Source organism: Chachezhania antarctica, from assembly GCF_003646465.1.
In the GTDB taxonomy this organism is placed as follows: domain Bacteria; phylum Pseudomonadota; class Alphaproteobacteria; order Rhodobacterales; family Rhodobacteraceae; genus Chachezhania; species Chachezhania antarctica.
Genome location: NZ_QZEX01000007.1, coordinates 183,745 through 200,594 on the forward strand (window position 1 = coordinate 183,745; position 16,850 = coordinate 200,594).

The following is a 16,850-nucleotide window of genomic DNA, read 5'->3' on the forward strand; positions in this document are numbered from 1 at the left end:
CGAAGGAGCGCTCTAAAGCCGCGCCGGAAAACTTCAACAGCACTCAAGGGGCAAGTTCACATCCAGAGACTAAAACGTTTGGATCGTTTTATGGTCAACCGAACCTCCAGTCTTTATTGGTTTCAAGAACCAAGCTGGCTGACAGGTTCCTCACCATGTGCTTTTCATGCAACACGGCAACTGGCGAAATTTGTTGCTCAGCCCCTAGCTGTTCAGTCCCCGCATTTGGTGGAACGGATTGAGGACGTATCTATCCGGCTCTGATTTCCAGATTTTCAGATGTATTCGTGGGGGTGAGGCCGCCGAGGGTCTTGAGCGGCGAGCGAAGTTGTAGGCGGCCATGAAGTCGCTGAGCTGCGTTCGCAGCTGATCGTGTCTTTCGTAGTGGTAGCGCTTGACGGTCGCGTCTTTGATCGTGCGGTTCAACCGCTCGACCGCTGCCCGGCAGGCGATTTGGCATAGCCAAATCTGCCGAGAGGGTGGCCGTTGGTCCAGGGATGGTTCGGTTTGATCAGCCGGTGCTCGATCCCGTTGGCTTCGCAGATCATCACACCATCAAACCGTGGGATCAAACACCTAATATCGAGGGTCACGCTTCCCAGCGATATCATCGGCCAGCATCGCGAAGTAATCCGCGACGATCAGGCCGTTTTCGTCATCGGTCCAAGGGCCACTCGTCATGCCCCCAGGCTAGAGGCGCGATGTGCGTTTGTCATCAATGGCTTCGCCAAGCCGGCCGCCGACTGAAACGCTCCACTACGCTCTGGCCTGCTTTCGTCCGCCGGCCTACGCCGCCTGCATGTTCGGTCTCTGTTTCGTTCGACAGCGAAGGAAACAGGGCACGCAGTTTTGGCGGCGTTGCGCGTCAGGTCATTGTAAAGGTGAGGAAATTTCTGACCGAACTGGAATGGGCGCGGGTCGTCCGACCAGAGACGGAAATCGCAGCGCACGCGCGTCTCAGCGGTTCGCACCCAACCGGCAAACCCCTTTGAAAACAGAAGAAATTCCGCCTTTGGCGGGCCGTCTGATAGGTTCGAAAGGGTGATAATGGCGGAGAGACAGGGATTCGAACCCTGGAGACGGTCTCCCGCCTACACACTTTCCAGGCGTGCGCCTTCGACCACTCGGCCACCTCTCCGTGGGCGAAGTGTTTGCCGGAAGGCGCGATCCGATGCAAGGCGGATTTCCATGGAAATTCATCTGAGTTTCATTGCCGGCACGTCGCGGGTCCCTCGCAGCGCCCAACCTGTGCGCCAGGTCTTCGCTTTCGGCCCTCGGCGCCCTATGGTCCGCCGCGGCGGGCCGGAGCGGCGGCCGCGGGCAGCAGGGGGCTGAATGATGTCGGAACGCGATCTGATTGCGGTGATCGGGCTGGGCTATGTCGGGCTTCCGCTGGCGGTGGCGTTCGGCAATGTCCGCGACGTGCTGGGCTTCGACATCAAGGCCGATCGCATTGCCGAGCTTCGGCAGGGCCTCGATTCCACCCGCGAAGTCGAGCCCGGGGAGCTGGCCGAAGCGGACGGTTTGCGCGTGACGTCGGATCCGGCCGACCTGGAGGCGGCCAATATCTTCATCGTTACGGTGCCCACACCGATTCACGCCGACAAACGCCCGGATCTGGATCCGCTCCGCCGGGCATCCGAAACCGTGGGTCGGGCGCTGAAACCCGGCGACCTCGTGATCTACGAAAGCACGGTCTATCCCGGCGCCACGGAAGAGGTCTGCGTGCCGGTGCTGGAAGCGGTGTCGGGCCTGGCCTTCAACCGGGATTTCTTCTGCGGCTACAGCCCCGAGCGGATCAATCCCGGCGACAAGACCCACAGGATCGGCGATATTCGCAAGGTCACGTCCGGGTCGACTCCCGAGATCGCGCGGCGGGTCGATGCGCTCTATGCGCAGATCATCGGCGCGGGGACCTACATGGCCGAAAGCATCCGCGTGGCCGAGGCATCGAAGGTGATCGAGAACACGCAGCGGGATCTGAACATCGCGCTGATCAACGAACTGGCGATCATCTTCAACCGCATGGGAATCGATACCGAAGCGGTGCTGAAGGCCGCCGGGACCAAGTGGAACTTCCTGCCGTTCCGGCCCGGCCTGGTGGGTGGGCACTGCATCGGGGTGGATCCGTATTACCTGACCCACAAGGCGATGGCGCTTGGTTACGATCCGCAGGTGATCCTTGCGGGGCGGCGGATCAACGACACGATGGGCGCCTATGTCGCCGGGCAGATGATCAAGGCGATGCTGAAGCGCAAGATCCAGGTCAACGGCGCGCGGGTACTGGTGCTGGGACTGACCTTCAAGGAAAACTGCCCCGATCTGCGCAACACCAAGGTCATCGACATGATCCGCGAGCTTGAGGACTATGGCGTCACGGTCGACGTGCACGACCCGCTGGCCGCCCCGAACGAAGCGCGGGCGGTGTACGGGCTGGAGATGGCGGAGGCCCCGGAACACGGCGCCTATGACGGCATCGTTCTTGCCGTGGCCCACGCGGAATTCCGCGCGATGGACGAAGCCGCGCTGCGGCGCTTCGGCCGCGATCCGCATGTGCTCTACGATCTCAAATCCATGCTGCCGGCGGGGGATTCGGACCTGCGGCTCTGAGGCCGTTTCGGTCGCGCCCGCCGGTCTCGGGCAATGGCCAGGGTGCATGACGTCGGGGCGCCTGACAGGAAATTTGGCCAAAGGGAAAGAATGCGGCAAAACCCGCTTGACGGGGCAGGGGGCACCCAATAATACACCGCAACGCTTCGAACGGAGACGCAGGTTTCCACCGAAGCACGCAGCGGGCGGTTGTAGCTCAGATGGTTAGAGTACCGGCCTGTCACGCCGGGGGTCGCGGGTTCGAGCCCCGTCAACCGCGCCACTGCTGCGAATTTCTCAGGAAAATCAGACGATTGACGTGAGGCGTAGGGGGCTCTGCCCCCGCCGCGCCTTGCGGCGCGACTCCCCCGAGGTATCTGAAGACCAAAGAAGTTTCCTTGGCGCTGGTCCCGTTTGGCGGGCGCGGTCTTTTTCAGGGTGCACAGTCGGACGAGCGCGCCCGTCCTTTCTTCTCTTCTCAAGTACTCCGGGGGAGTCCGCTCTGCAGGAGCGGGCGGGGGCAGAGCCCCCTTGCGCCCGCAGTCGCCTGTCGATTCAGCCGATCTCCTGCAGCGCCGCCAGCACGCGGGCCCAGCTGCGGGTGCCCTTGTGATAGCTTTCAAGATCGTACTTCTCGTTCGGCGAGTGGATCTGATCGTCGTCCTTGCCGAAGCCGATCAGCACCGGCGGCGTGCCCAGCAGGTTCTGGAAATGGCCCGCGATGGGGATCGAGCCGCCGCAGCCGATATAGGCCGCCGTGTCCGGCCATTCGTCCGACAGTGCGCCGCGGGCGGCCTCGTAGAACGGGTATTCGGTATCGAACTGCCCGGCTTTCGAGGCGCCGTGCGCGTGCCATTCGACGTCGCAATCCTCGGGCAGCTGTTCTTCCACCATCTTGCGGAAGCTTTCGCGGATCACGTGCGGATCCTGGTCGCCGACTAGGCGGAAGCTGATCTTGGCGTGCGCCTCGGCCGGGATCACCGTCTTGAAGCCGTCGCCGGTGTAGCCGCCCCAGATGCCGTTCACCTCGCAGGTGGGGCGTGACCAGATCATTTCCAGCGGGCTGCGGCCCTCTTCACCGGTGGGCACTGACAGGTCCACGCCGCTCAGGAAGCGTTCGGCGTCGAAGCCAAGCCCGTCCCATTGCGCGCGCAGTGAATTCGAAAGCTCCGGCACGCCATCGTAGAACCCCGGCACCGTGATGCGGCCGGTGTCGTCGTGGAGCGAGGCGATGACGTTCGACAAGACCCGGATCGGGTTGGCGGCGACACCGCCGAAGAAGCCCGAATGCAGGTCCTTGCTGGCGGCCTTGATCGTCAGCTCTTCGCCCAGCATCCCGCGCAGCATGGTCGTGATGGCGGGGACGCGGCTGTCGAACAGGGCCGTGTCGCAGATCAGCGCCATGTCGCTTTTAAGCTCGTCCGCGTTTTCCTTCATGAACGGCACCAGCGACGGAGAGCCCGATTCCTCCTCGCCTTCGAAGAAGAAGGTGATCTTGCAGGGCAGGGCGCCGTGCACCGTCTTCCAGGCGCGGCAGGCCTCGACGAAGGTCATAAGCTGGCCCTTGTCGTCGGACGATCCGCGGCCGCGGATGACCTTGCCGGCGGGGGTGTCCTCGATCTGCGGGTCGAACGGATCGCGGTCCCACAGGGTCAGCGGATCGACCGGCTGCACGTCGTAATGGCCGTAGAACAGGACATGCGGGCCCGGGCCGTCGATATGACCCACCACCATCGGGTGGCCCGGGGTCGGGCGCTTGGCGGCATCGACGCCTATGGATTTCAGGTCTTCGACCAGCCAGTCCGCTGCGCGGTCGCAATCGGCCTTGAACGCCGGATCGGTCGAGATAGACGGGATCCGCAGAAGATCCATCAGACGGTCCAGGGCGTCGGGAAGATCGGCGTCGATCTGCGCCAGAACGGGGTCGAGTGTCATGAAGTCAGCTCCTGAAATCGCGGGAAGGGAGGCCGCATCAGCCTGCGGCATCGGCGCGGAGCCTATCAGGCGCGCCTGCCGTGTCCAGCAGGGGACCGGCCGCCGGCACCGGCCGGATCGATATGACGTCGCGGTCCCATTGTCGCATTATTGTCGTTTATATTCGTTCCAATCTTGATTTTTCTGCCCCGGCGCGACAGGTGTCGTGACGCGGGACCGGTCCGACTTGACCGAAATCAAGGATGCAACGGCGTATCCGCGACATAGATCTCATAGGGTTAACGGGCGGCCGACACTCACTATTCATAAACTTGAGTAAGGCAAGCTCGCTGCGATACGATGAGGACAGCCGCGCCAGGACAAGGCGCAGCCACGAATGGAGACGACCGGTGGACTACACAGCCGAGCTCGATAGCGCGCTTCAGCAACTGCACTCCGAAGGTCGTTACCGTACCTTCATCGACATTGAACGCCAGCGGGGCCACTACCCGCACGCGGTCTGGACGCGCCCCGATGGCACCCAGCAGCCGATCACGGTGTGGTGCGGCAACGATTACCTGGGCATGGGCCAGAACCCTGTTGTGCTGGACGCGATGCACGAAGCGATCGACGCCACCGGCGCCGGGTCGGGCGGGACGCGCAACATTTCCGGCACCACCGTCTATCACAAGCGGCTTGAGGCCGAGCTTGCGGATCTGCATGGCAAGGAAGCGGCGCTGCTGTTCACCTCGGCCTACATTGCCAACGATGCCACGCTGTCGACGCTGCCCAAGCTCTTTCCGGGGCTAATCATCTATTCCGACGCGCTGAACCATGCCTCGATGATCGAAGGCGTGCGCCGTAACGGCGGGGCCAAGCGCATCTTCCGCCACAACGATCTGGACCACCTGCGTGAACTGCTGGAAACCGATGATCCGGCGGCGCCCAAGCTGATCGCGTTTGAATCGCTCTATTCCATGGACGGCGATTTCGGCCCGATCGAGGCGATCTGCGACCTGGCCGACGAATTCAACGCGCTGACCTATATCGACGAAGTGCACGCCGTGGGCATGTACGGCCCCCGCGGTGGCGGCGTGGCCGAGCGTGACCGCCTGATGCACCGGATCGACATCATCAATGCGACGCTTGCCAAGGCCTATGGCGTCATGGGCGGCTATATCGCGGCGTCGGAAAAGATGTGCGACGCGATCCGGTCCTATGCGCCGGGCTTCATCTTCACCACCTCCCTGCCGCCCGCTGTGGCCGCGGGGGCTGCTGCATCTGTCGCACATCTCAAACGCGCGCCGGAAATCCGTGAAACCCACCAGACCCAGGCCAAGATCCTGAAGACCCGTCTGAAGGGCCTGGGCCTGCCGATCATCGACCATGGCAGCCACATCGTTCCCGTCATCGTGGGCGACCCCGTGCATACCAAGATGATCTCGGACATGCTGCTGGAAGATTTCAGCATCTACGTTCAGCCCATCAACTTTCCCACGGTTCCGCGGGGCACGGAACGTCTGCGGTTTACGCCGTCGCCGGTTCACGGGCCCAAGGAAATCGACGCGCTGGTCCACGCGATGGACAGCCTGTGGTCGCATTGTGCGCTCAACCGCGCGGAACTTGCTGGATAATTTGCCGACCGGCGGCAATCGGCGAACCCGCAGATAGGCTGGTGTGCAAATGCAAAACCCTATGCTAAGAATGTCGTGAAAGCAGGGGTTTGGGAATCATTCAGGCGATTCCCGGTAACTGCGGACAACGTGCGGTGGATCTGTGCAACAAGCAGGCCATCAACGTGGACGGGTGGTTTTGGGGCAGAGCGCAGGGCCGATTGGATGATCAGGCGTAATCCTGTACGCGGGGCAAAAGAAGAAGACGTTATCGACGGCCCGAAAGGGTTCGACGATTACGACTTCCGGATCGGCGACGTGATGCGCGGTGAACGCGCAACCCGGGGCAAATCCCTTCTGGACGTCCAACGCGAACTTCGGATCAAGGCGACGTATATCGCCGCGGTCGAGAATGCCGATCCGTCGGCATTCGATACCCCGGGATTCATAGCCGGCTATGTCCGGTCCTATGCCCGGTATCTGGAACTCGACCCGGACGAGACATTCGCACAATTCTGCAAGGAAAGCGGGTTCAGCGCCTCCCATGGCATGTCCGATCTCGCGTCGACGGCCTCCCGGAACCGGGCCGAGGCCGGACCGAAGCAGATTTCCAAGAAAGACCCGTTCGCTGACAAGAATTCGCCCTTTGCGGGCATCCAGACCAGCGTCTGGGACCAGATCGACTACCGCGCCGTGGGCTCCAGCCTTGTCCTTGTCGCGTTGATCGGCGGGCTGGTCTTCGGCGGCTGGACGTTCCTGCGGCAGGTGCAGCAGGTGCAACTCGACCCGCTGGAAGATGCCGCCGACGCGCTGACCGGGCTCGATCCGCTGGACACGGCCACGACCGCGTCCGATGACGGCAGCGTCGAGACGGCACAGGCCACGACCGATGAAAAACTGGGTCGGCTCTATCGGCCCCAGGCGCTGGAAGTGCCGGTGCTGGTGTCGCGCGACGCGCCGATTGCGTCTCTCGATCCCGGTTCCGTGGGCGCTTTCGGGGCGCCCGGCGGTCCGTGGCAATCGCCGCAAACCGCCGCGGAATCGCTGTTCGATCCGGCACGGCTGGCCTCGATCACGACCGGCCCGGCCGCTGGCCCTGCCGAGGCAGATCCAGCCGCGCCACAGCCGCAAGTGGTTGAAGCCAAGCCCGAAGAAGTGCGTATCGTCGCTGTGCGCGAAGCATGGATGCGGGTCACGGCACCCGACGGGTCCGTGATCTTCTCGGCGCTGATGGCCCCGGGCGATCATTTCGACCTGCCGGCTTTCGAAGGCACGCCCACGCTTCTGTCAGGCGCCAGCGACGGCGCCTATTTCGAAGTCGGGGGCACGCTTTATGGCCCGGTGGGCGACGGCACCGTGGTGCGCGACGTCAAGCTGACCGTCGCCGACATTCAGGACCGTTACACCCCTGCCGATCCGGATCTGGACGCGGATCTCAGCCGTTACGCAGCGGCGCAGCAGCTCAGGACCGCCGAAGACTGACCCGGTCGTGACCTGCGCTGCATTGCGGCGCGCCGCTTCGCACTCTATCTAGACGCCAAGGCAGTACTTCCGCCGCTGAAGGAGTCTCGCGCATGTCGCATAATCCCATCCGGCCCTGGCGCAACATCGACCGTCGCAAATCCCGGCAGATCATGGTCGGTAACGTCCCTGTCGGGGGCGACGCGCCGATTTCCGTCCAGACGATGACCAACACGCCCACAACGGACGTTGCGGCGACCGTGGCGCAGATCCAGGCCGCGGCCGAGGCGGGGGCGGACATTGTCCGCGTGTCCGTCCCGGACGAGGCATCGGCCAAGGCGCTGAAGCTGATCGTGCCGGAAAGCCCGGTCCCGATCGTGGCCGACATCCATTTCCATTACCGCCGCGGGATCGAAGCGGCCGAGGCGGGCGCCGCCTGCCTGCGGATCAACCCGGGCAATATCGGCAGCCCCGCGCGCGTGCGCGAGGTTCTGGATGCCGCCCGCGATCATGGCTGTTCGATCCGTATCGGCGTGAATGCTGGCAGCCTTGAGAAGCATCTCCTTGATAAATATGGGGAACCTTGCCCCGACGCGATGGTCGAAAGCGGGCTGGATCACATCCGTATCCTCGAAGACCACAACTTCCGCGACTACAAGATCAGCGTGAAGGCCTCTGACGTGTTCATGGCCGCCGCCGCCTACCAGGGTATTGCGGAGGCCACGGACGCCCCGATCCATCTGGGCATTACCGAGGCAGGCGGCCTGACGTCAGGCACGATCAAGTCGGCCATCGGGCTGGGGAACCTGTTGTGGATGGGCATCGGCGACACGATCCGCGTTAGCCTCTCCGCCGATCCGGTGGAAGAGGTGAAGGTCGGCTACGAGATCCTGAAAAGCCTTGGCCTGCGCCATCGCGGGGTGAACATCATCTCGTGCCCGTCCTGCGCGCGGCAGGGGTTCGACGTTATCAAGACCGTGGAAGCCCTTGAAAAGAGGCTGGAACACATCAAGACGCCGATGTCCCTGTCGATTATCGGCTGCGTGGTGAACGGCCCGGGCGAGGCGCTGATGACCGATGTCGGCTTCACCGGCGGCGGGGCCGGCAGCGGCATGGTCTACCTGGCGGGCAAGGCCAGCCACAAGATGTCGAACGACCAGATGATCGAACACATCGTCGAGGAAGTCGAGAAGAAGGCCGCCGAACTCGACGCCGCACCGCAGGCCGCGGAGTAGCCTAGGACGCTTCGCGCGGGGAGAGGTCCACGACCGTACCGCGCGGCACATGGGTGCCGTTCTGCCTTTCGGGGCAGATCTTGCCGTGCAGATCTTCGAACTGACCGGGCAGGGGCGGGAGCACGCAATGTTCCAGCTGATCCGCCCGCACCGTGCGCGCCATCTCCAGCGCGCGGGCGGCGCCGGCTTCGTCGCCCAGGGCTTCGAAGCAGAGCGCGCGGAGACGGTGATAGGGCGGATTGCGGGGCTTGATGGCCACGATCCGCTCCATCGTGTCCAGCGCGTCGGCATGTTCGCCATTGCAGTACTGCGCGGCGGCAAGCTGGAACAGAAGCTTGGTCACGAACGGATCATCCTCCACCTGTTTCGTGACCCGTTTCAGGATCTTGATACCGTTGTCGAAATCGCCGCCCAGCAGGTAGGCCCACGACAGGCTCATCTGGCCCAGCATGTAGTTCGGGCTGATCTCCAGCGCCATTTCCGAAAAGCGCCGGCCGGCTGAGGCATCGCGGTCGTGGATGATCTTCACGATCGCCATGGTGTGCAGCACGAAATCGCTTCGCGGCTCGGCCTCCATCGCCACGGCCACGTCTTCGGCGTAGCTGTCCCAGTCGTCTGGGGTCACGTCGACATAGCCGGCCGCACTCAGCCAGTGGAAGATGCCCACGCGCATCGCCAGCGAGATCGGATCCCGCGGGCTCAACTCAAGCGCGCGCTCGATCACGTTGCGCGCGTCCATGAAGCCTTCGACAGTGGCTTCATAGATATGGCCCACCGCGCGGGCGCGAAGTTCCGAAACGCTCATCTGTTCCAGCGGCATCAGCTTCGCCCTGTCGGCGTCCAGACGGCTGGTCTGCATCCGCAGGTCGGACACCGCGAGCCCCGCGATATCGTCGCAGAAGGCGAACGGATCGGTTGTGTCGCCTTCGTAATTCCGGGAAAACGCGGTGCGGCCTTCGCGGCCCACCAGCAGCGACACCGTCAGCCGGCCGCGCGTGCCGGACAGGCGCAGACGGCCGCGGATGACGTATTCCGCATCGGCGTTGTTATCGACGACCTGTATTCCGGTCCGGCGCGATGTCAGAAGCACGATCTGATCGTAGAGATCCTGCGCCGCGGCCTGGGTGTCGGGCGTTTCCGGCGCGGATTCGATCCGCTCCACGGCGATCTTGGGCACCATATCGGGCGCCTGCACGGCATTGGCCGGGGCCGGACGCCACTGGTAGGCCTGCACGGGGAAGGGGATGTTCTTGAGCTCGAACGAACCTGCATCCTCGAACCCTTCGGCCAGATCGCCGGACAACTGCCGCACAAGATCCTGGCTGACCATGATCCCGCCCGGAGGCGCCTCGCTTTGCAGCCTTTGGGCCAGGTTGACGCCGGTGCCGTAGAAATCGGAATCGTCCTCGACGATCTCGCCCAGGTGGCCACCGATGCGGATGGCAAGCTGGGGGTCTTCGGCCAGCGCTTCCTGCACGTCGCGCGCGCATTTCATAGCGGCGGTGACCGACCCGAAGGCCAGGATCCAGCCGTCGCCCAGCCGTTTCAGCACTTCGCCGCCGCATTCGATCACGCGGGGCTCAAGCCGGCTGTCGCGCAGCGACATGACGGCGGCAATCGCGCGGGCTTCGTCTTCGGCCATGAGCCGCGTGTAGCCCACGACGTCCGCCACAAGGATCACTGCCAACCGGCTTCGCATTGTCTTGCTGCCCTTTCCCGCCGGTCACGTCTCCCCGGTCATGGCCATCATATAGGTACTGCGGCCATGACCGGCCAGTCACGGTGCGGTCAACCGCGCTTGTCGTCGACCAGCGTCTGCATGTGGGCCGCGGGAACATAGCCGCGGATCATCTCGTCCTGCAGCACGAATGTAGGGGTTCCGGTGATCTGCAGGCGGCGGGCCAGTTCGCGGGTTTCCTGAATCTCTTTCGTCACGTCTTCGCTGTCCATGTGATCGAGGATCGCCTGCGCATCCAGCCCAAGGCCTTTGGCCAGACGGGACAGCGTGACCTCGTCGGGGTTGCCGGTGAACTCCATCAGCGCGTCGTGGACCTGGCCATAGGCCTCGTCCCCCGCGACCTGCTTGGTGGCGATGGCAAAGCGGGACGAGATCAGCGACGCCTCGCCAAGGATCGGGAATTCCTTCACCACGAAGCGGATGTTGCCGTCTTGGGCCAGCAGTTCGGCGACTTCCGGCACGGCCTTGCGGCAATAGCCGCAGCGATAGTCCATGAACTCGACCAGCGTGATGTCGCCGTCCGGGTTGCCGCCGACCCATGAATAGCCATCGTCGAAGATGTCATCGGCGTTGTCAGCCACCAGCGACATGTCGGCTTCGGCCTTGGCCATCTCCTGCCGGGCTTCCAGCAGGTTCAGCGCCTCGACGATCACCTCCGGGTTTTCCAGCAGGTAGGACCGGACCTCGCCCTGGAAGGCGCTGCGGTCTTCGGCGCTCATGCTCTCCAGGTCGAAGGCCGGGGCGGCGGTGGCGAGAAGACCGGTCGTGGCCAGGGCCGTCAGGCCGGTGCGTGCAAGACGCTTCATCTGGATTTCCTTTTCTTGTCCTGTTTGGCGGCATCGACGATATCTTCGGCCCGGCGCGCGCCGGCCGAACCGCGGGGAAGAAGGGCAATGGCCCGGCTGGCATGCAATTCCGCATCTTCCAGCCGGCCTGCAAGGGCAAAACGTTCGGCGGTGACAAGGGCGGCCATGCCGGTCTGGCCGGTTTCGGCATAGGCGAGGCTGAGAGCGCGCAGCACCCGCGCGTTGCGGGCATCGCGTTGCAGCGATTTTTCCATCGCCTGCTGGGCGTCCTTGTAGCGATCGACGGCCAGCAATGCGCGGCCGTAATTGCCAAGGATCAATGCGTCGTCGGGTGCCAGGTTCACCGCCTCGCCATAGGCGGCAAGGGCCGGTTGCCATTGGCGGCTTTCGATCAGGAACTGGCCTTTCAGATCGCGGTAGAAAGGATCGTCCGGCCGCAGCGCGATGGCCCGGTCGATGGCGGCGACCGAGTTCGAAAGATCCCGGTTGCGGTGATAGGCGATCGCCTCGCGCATCGCGCGGATATCGGGCCAGGGTTCCTCGGCCGCGCGGCGGAGCGTCCAGTCGGGAGATCGGCTGAAGGCCGTCAGCACGCCATCGACACGCGCGAACCAGTAGCGGTCCGCGTCAGATGGCCCGGCGCCGGCACCGTTGGCCGCGACATAGGCCTGCGCCGCGCGCATCCGGTCGCGCGTCAGCGGGTGCGAACGGGTATAGGGATCCTGTCGTCCCGCGCTCAGCACTTCCTGGCCGCGGAAGGTTTCGTGGAGCGCGACCAGCCCCTGTGCGCCAAGGCCCGCGCTTTGCAGGTAGTTGGCGGCGGAGCTGTCTGCAGCCGATTCCTCGGCCCGAGTATGGCTCAGGAACGACCGCAGGGCGGAATTCTGGACGCCGATGGCCAGCCCGCCCGCGGCTTCGCCCGCGCCGGCCACGCCGGCGATGATCCCCAGCGCGATCCCCAGCCCGGCCACCGTCTGCGCGCTGCGCATGTTCACGCCGCGCCGGGTGATGTGGCCATTGGTGATATGCGCGGCCTCGTGCGCGATGACGGCCTGCAGGACGCTGCCATCGCCTGCTTTTTCGATCAGCCCGGAATGCACGAAGATGGTCGACCGGTCGACCACGAAGGCGTTGAAGCTGGAATCGTCGATGACGAGAACCTTGACCCGGTTCGGGTTCAGCCCCGCCGCGCGCAGGATCGGCGCCGAAAGCTGGGTCAGACCGTATTCGATGCCCGCGTCGCGCAGGATCGTCAGCGCGCGGGCCGGGGTTGCGGCCATCAGGGCCACGATCACCAGCGCCACGGCCACGCCGCGTGTCGCCAGCGCCGACAAAACGTTGACCTTGCCGTGCAGAGGCGGGATGGTCGGCAGCCGAAAGGGGCGGATGTTCAACATGGCCGCACATTGGGAGATGGGCATCGGAAACTCAACCGGATCACTCGGCCTTCGCCGCATTGTGATGGCGCTTGCAGGGGTGGCCTGCGTCTTGCTGTCCGGGATCCCGGACGCCGCGTGTGCACAGTCCGTCCCGCCCGCGCTGGCCACCGTGGAACAGGACTCCAGCCGGATCGGTGACGCCTCGCGGGGGCGGGCGCTGATCGAACTGTCGCTCAGCCAGCCGGTGCCGTACCGGATCTTCACGCTCGACGGCCCGCCGCGCGTGATCATCGACTTCCGCGAGGTCGACTGGGACGGCGTCGATCTGGACACGCTGCTGGACGCGGGCCGGATCACGGCCGTGGCCGCGGGCAGCTACGTGCCCGGCTGGTCGCGGCTGGTGGCCGAACTTGAAGACCCGATGGAGGTGGTCACCGCCGGGATGGACGTATCGGACCGGGCGGTGCTGAACGTCATGCTGCAACCCGTTGACGCAGATACGTTTTCGCGAAACACCGGCCCCCCAGTCGATGCCGGCTGGGACCTGCCGCCCGTCGCCGCCGCGGCCCCGGCTCCGCGGGATCCGGACGCGCCGCTTGTCGTGGTGCTGGACCCGGGCCATGGCGGGCTGGATCCCGGCGCGCAACGTGGCAACGTGCAGGAGAAGGACGTGATGCTGTCCTTCGCCCGCGAATTGCAGGCGGAACTTCGGCGCGCAGGCGGGTACGAGGTTTCGCTGACCCGCCATGACGACCGGTTCGTTTCGCTGGAGGCGCGGATTTCGCTGGCGCGGGCGGCGGGGGCGGACGTGTTCCTGTCGCTGCATGCCGATGCGCTGGCCGACGGCCTGGCGCACGGCGCGACGGTACATGTGCTGTCGGACGAGGCATCGGACATCGCGAGCGAGAAACTGGCCGAACGGCACGACCGGTCCGACATCCTGTCGGGCGCGGACCTCTCCGGTGCCGATGACGAAGTCACGGGCATCCTTCTGGACCTTGCCCGGCAGGAGACCCAGCCCCGGACCGAAGCCCTGGCCAGTGCGCTGGTGCGCGCCATGGGCCAGTCGGGCGGGCCGATGAACCGGCGCCCCCTCCGCGCGGCGTCGTTTTCGGTGCTGAAGGCGGCCGATTTCCCGTCGGTCCTGATCGAGATCGGTTTCATGTCGAGCCCGCGGGATTTTACCAACCTTATCAACCCCGACTGGCGCATCGGCATGGCCCGCGGCATCCGCAACGGGCTGGATATCTGGCGGCGCGAGGACCGGGAGCGCAAGGCGCAGGTCCGCAAGTGACCGGCCGCCCGCCGGTCCCGCACGGGCCGTTTACCGAATATCAGGGGGGATGCCCTTAGCCTGCCGTCATGTGCGTTACACAGGAATATGATGGCGCGGGCCCGGCAATCTGTTGCATATGGTCCGGAAATCTGGCCCCAAGCCCCAAGGATCGGTTTTGACCCCGGTCCGGGGCCCATATATATAGTGAGACCCAGGCCCGGGGTTTCCGGAACCACAAGAGGCGCAGCGTAGTTTCGTGACACGGTTTATCTTGTCATTCTTCGGGGGGATCTTTTCCTTCGTTGCCCTGGGCGTCCTCATGGTCGCCCTGACCATCGGTGGCGTCTTCTGGATGTACGGCCGCGATCTGCCCAGCCACGAATCGCTGGCGCAGTATCAGCCTCCCACGATCAGCCGGATCTATTCGGGCGAGGGCCATCTGATCGACGAATTCGCCAAGGAACGGCGGCTTTTCGCGTCTGTCGATGAAATTCCCGACCTTGTGAAGCAGGCCTTCATCTCGGCGGAAGACAAGAACTTCTACACCCATCCCGGCTACGATCCGCGCGGCATCGCCTCCGCCGCGTTCGATGCGGTCAAGTCGCGGGGGGAAAACGTCCGCGGTGCGTCGACCATCCCGCAGCAGGTGGTGAAGAACTTCCTGCTGTCGGGCGACCGTCAGGCCGAACGCAAGATCAAGGAAATCATCCTCGCCGCCCGGCTCGAGGATACGCTGTCCAAGGACCAGATCCTTGAACTGTACCTGAACGAGATCTTCCTGGGTCAGAACTCCTATGGCGTCGCGGCGGCCTCGCAGACCTATTTCAACAAGACACTGTCGGAACTGGCCCCGCACGAGGCCGCGTTCCTTGCCTCGATGCCCAAGGCACCTTCGGATTACCACCCGGTGCGGCGCAAGCAGCGGCTGCTGTCCCGGCGGAATTACGTTCTGCGCGAAATGTACCAGAACGGCTATCTCAGCCGCGAGGAATACGAGGTCGAGCGCGCGATGCCGCTGCGGTCGGTCCAGAACGGCGACTTCGACAGCTTCCGCCAGGAACTACCGCCGCGCGACTACTTCACGGACGAGATCCGCCGCCAGCTGACCGACAACTTCGGCGAGGCGGAGTTCTTCACCGGCGGCCTGAGCGTCCGCGCCACGATTGACGAGGAAATGCAGGTCCACGCCGCGCGCGCGCTGCGCGACGGGCTGGAAAAGTACGACCGGGGCCGCGGCCTGTGGCGGGGCACGGGGGAGAGCATCCCGACCGAACGCCTTGGCTCTGAAGAGGAATGGCGTGCGGCGCTGGCCGAAGTCGATCTGCCCCGCGATATCGTCACCGAAACCGAATGGTACCCGGCCGTGGTGCTGGAAGTGACTGCCGAAGACGCGCGCATCGGCATCGAAGGCGTGGACGAGGTTCAGGGCGGCCACTGGGTGCCCGCGAAAGACGCGCAATGGGCGCGGAAGGTGAACAAGGACGGCTCGCGCGGGAGAACGGCCCGGGTGGCCGGCGATCTCGTCGATGTGGGCGATGTCGTCTATGTTCGCCGCATGGTGGATGACGATGACGGATCGTTCATCCGCTGGACGCTGCGGCAGATCCCGCGCGTGCAGGGCGGGTTCATGGCGATGGACGTGAACACCGGCCGGGTACTGGCGATGCAGGGCGGGTTCTCGTACCAGGCGTCGGTCTACAACCGCGCGACCCAGGCGCAGCGGCAGCCGGGTTCCAGCTTCAAGCCGTTCGTCTACGCGGCGGCGCTCGATTCGGGCTACAGCCCGGCCACGATCGTTGTCGACGCCCCGATCGAGATCAACACGCCGCAAGGCATGTGGCGGCCCAGGAACGCGTCGAACAAGTTCTACGGGCCCGCGCCGCTTCGGACCGGTATCGAACGGTCGCGGAACCTGATGACCGTGCGCCTGGCGCAGGAGGTGGGCATGCCCGTCGTCGCGGGCTATGCCGAACGGTTCGGCGTCTATGACGACATGGGCGGCTACCTTGCCTCGGCCCTCGGGTCCGAGGAAACGACGCTCTTCAAGATGGTCGCGGCCTACGCGATGTTCGCCAATGGCGGCGAACGGGTGCAGCCCACGCTTGTCGACCGGATCCAGGACCGTTGGGGCCGCACGATCTATCGTCACGACCAGCGCCAGTGCCTCGACTGCAACGTGATCGATCTCGACAGCGGCCGCGCGCCGCGCATCGTGTCGAACCGCGAACAGGTGATGGACCCGATCACCGCCTACCAGCTCACCTCGATGCTGCAGGGCGTGGTTGAACGCGGCACGGCCTCCCGCACGGTGAATCTGGACGTGCCGACCGCCGGCAAGACCGGCACCACCAACGACGCGCGCGACGTGTGGTTCATCGGCTTCACGTCGAACATCGTCGCGGGCTGCTATATCGGCTACGATCACCCCTCGCCGATGGGCCGTGGTGCCTCGGGCGGAGGCATGTGTGGTCCTGTTTTTCAGCAGTTCATGGAAGAAGCGGTGAAAAAGTACGGCGGCGGCGAATTCGAGGTTCCCCCCGGTGGGCATTTCATTAAGATCCATCGCATCACGGGGGAACAATTGTCTCAGGACGCGACGGGCGATTACGTCGTTGCCGAATACTTCCGCGACGGGTTCGAGCCGCTGGGCGGTGGCGTTGTCGACGGTGGTTTCGCTATGACGGCCAATACGCGTCTGTTCGATGAGGTGCTGGCCGGGCGAACCGGCGGGCAGGTTCAGTCGAGCAGCGGACAGAAGGCATATGTCGGCCCCAAGGCCAGTGTCGGAACGATCAGTTCCGGTGGGCTGTACTAGGATAAACCGGTTCTCTGCGGCCCG

10 protein-coding genes, 2 tRNA genes and 2 pseudogenes are annotated in these 16,850 nt (G+C 64.5%); 7 read left to right on the forward strand and 7 right to left on the reverse strand.

Annotated elements, in window-relative coordinates; translation table 11 throughout:
- Positions 1-204: 204 nt before the first annotated feature.
- The 3 genes and pseudogenes from D4754_RS24405 to D4754_RS15275 form a co-directional block, all read right to left on the reverse strand.
- Positions 205-545 (reverse strand): annotated as a pseudogene (locus D4754_RS24405) (integrase core domain-containing protein); the annotation flags it as partial.
- Between the two features lie 49 nt (positions 546-594).
- Positions 595-681: pseudogene (locus tag D4754_RS24710) on the reverse strand (protein NO VEIN domain-containing protein); the annotation flags it as partial.
- A gap of 367 nt (positions 682-1,048) precedes the next feature.
- A tRNA-Ser gene (locus D4754_RS15275) sits at positions 1,049-1,138 on the reverse strand.
- A 200-nt stretch (positions 1,139-1,338) separates the two neighbouring features.
- Here D4754_RS15275 and tviB point away from each other — a divergent pair.
- Entirely contained in the window at positions 1,339-2,610 is a 1,272-nt protein-coding gene (gene tviB, locus D4754_RS15280; RefSeq protein ID WP_205589646.1) for a Vi polysaccharide biosynthesis UDP-N-acetylglucosamine C-6 dehydrogenase TviB, read from the forward strand.
- Between the two features lie 185 nt (positions 2,611-2,795).
- Positions 2,796-2,872: transfer RNA gene (locus tag D4754_RS15285), tRNA-Asp, on the forward strand.
- A gap of 272 nt (positions 2,873-3,144) precedes the next feature.
- On the opposite strand, the gene D4754_RS15290 is transcribed toward D4754_RS15285, so the two are convergent.
- Positions 3,145-4,524, reverse strand: a complete 1,380-nt coding sequence (locus tag D4754_RS15290) for a M20/M25/M40 family metallo-hydrolase (RefSeq protein ID WP_121065099.1) — start codon at positions 4,522-4,524, stop codon at positions 3,145-3,147.
- A gap of 389 nt (positions 4,525-4,913) precedes the next feature.
- Between D4754_RS15290 and hemA the strand changes: the two genes are divergently transcribed.
- From hemA to ispG, 3 genes are all read left to right on the forward strand, one after another.
- Complete coding sequence (gene hemA / locus D4754_RS15295) at positions 4,914-6,137, forward strand: 5-aminolevulinate synthase (RefSeq protein WP_121065101.1); 1,224 nt, start codon at positions 4,914-4,916, stop codon at positions 6,135-6,137.
- A gap of 204 nt (positions 6,138-6,341) precedes the next feature.
- Positions 6,342-7,598: a helix-turn-helix domain-containing protein gene (locus tag D4754_RS15300; RefSeq protein WP_121065103.1), complete on the forward strand. Its 1,257-nt coding sequence runs from the start codon at positions 6,342-6,344 to the stop codon at positions 7,596-7,598.
- Positions 7,599-7,690: 92 nt separating this feature from the next.
- On the forward strand, positions 7,691-8,812 hold the full coding sequence (gene ispG / locus D4754_RS15305) for a flavodoxin-dependent (E)-4-hydroxy-3-methylbut-2-enyl-diphosphate synthase (RefSeq protein WP_121065105.1): 1,122 nt from the start codon (positions 7,691-7,693) through the stop codon (positions 8,810-8,812).
- Between the two features lies 1 nt (position 8,813).
- On the opposite strand, the gene D4754_RS15310 is transcribed toward ispG, so the two are convergent.
- From D4754_RS15310 to D4754_RS15320, 3 genes are all read right to left on the reverse strand, one after another.
- Complete coding sequence (locus D4754_RS15310) at positions 8,814-10,511, reverse strand: adenylate/guanylate cyclase domain-containing protein (protein ID WP_121065107.1); 1,698 nt, start codon at positions 10,509-10,511, stop codon at positions 8,814-8,816.
- A gap of 89 nt (positions 10,512-10,600) precedes the next feature.
- Entirely contained in the window at positions 10,601-11,356 is a 756-nt protein-coding gene (locus D4754_RS15315; protein ID WP_121065109.1) for a DsbA family protein, read from the reverse strand.
- On the reverse strand, positions 11,353-12,753 hold the full coding sequence (locus D4754_RS15320) for a M48 family metalloprotease (RefSeq protein ID WP_240453899.1): 1,401 nt from the start codon (positions 12,751-12,753) through the stop codon (positions 11,353-11,355). The genes D4754_RS15315 and D4754_RS15320 overlap by 4 nt, the downstream gene beginning before the upstream one ends.
- On the opposite strand from D4754_RS15320, the gene D4754_RS15325 reads away from it, so the two are divergent.
- Together D4754_RS15325 and D4754_RS15330 are read left to right on the forward strand one after the other, a co-directional pair.
- A complete protein-coding gene (locus D4754_RS15325; RefSeq protein ID WP_240453900.1) occupies positions 12,752-14,029 on the forward strand; it encodes an N-acetylmuramoyl-L-alanine amidase in 1,278 nt (425 codons plus the stop codon). The genes D4754_RS15320 and D4754_RS15325 overlap by 2 nt on opposite strands.
- Before the next feature lie 238 nt (positions 14,030-14,267).
- Positions 14,268-16,826: a penicillin-binding protein 1A gene (locus tag D4754_RS15330; RefSeq protein ID WP_121065115.1), complete on the forward strand. Its 2,559-nt coding sequence runs from the start codon at positions 14,268-14,270 to the stop codon at positions 16,824-16,826.
- Positions 16,827-16,850: the final 24 nt, after the last annotated feature.

Excerpts from the sequence above, each read along its gene's own strand:
- tviB (WP_205589646.1), top strand. The coding sequence starts at position 1,339 with ATGTCGGAACGCGATCTGATTGCGGTGATCGGGCTGGGCTATGTCGGG.
- D4754_RS15290 (WP_121065099.1), bottom strand. The coding sequence starts at position 4,524 with ATGACACTCGACCCCGTTCTGGCGCAGATCGACGCCGATCTTCCCGAC.
- D4754_RS15300 (WP_121065103.1), top strand. The coding sequence starts at position 6,342 with ATGATCAGGCGTAATCCTGTACGCGGGGCAAAAGAAGAAGACGTTATC.
- ispG (WP_121065105.1), top strand. The coding sequence starts at position 7,691 with ATGTCGCATAATCCCATCCGGCCCTGGCGCAACATCGACCGTCGCAAA.
- D4754_RS15310 (WP_121065107.1), bottom strand. The coding sequence starts at position 10,511 with ATGCGAAGCCGGTTGGCAGTGATCCTTGTGGCGGACGTCGTGGGCTAC.
- D4754_RS15315 (WP_121065109.1), bottom strand. The coding sequence starts at position 11,356 with ATGAAGCGTCTTGCACGCACCGGCCTGACGGCCCTGGCCACGACCGGT.
- D4754_RS15325 (WP_240453900.1), top strand. The coding sequence starts at position 12,752 with ATGGCCGCACATTGGGAGATGGGCATCGGAAACTCAACCGGATCACTC.
- D4754_RS15320 (WP_240453899.1), bottom strand. The coding sequence starts at position 12,753 with ATGTTGAACATCCGCCCCTTTCGGCTGCCGACCATCCCGCCTCTGCAC.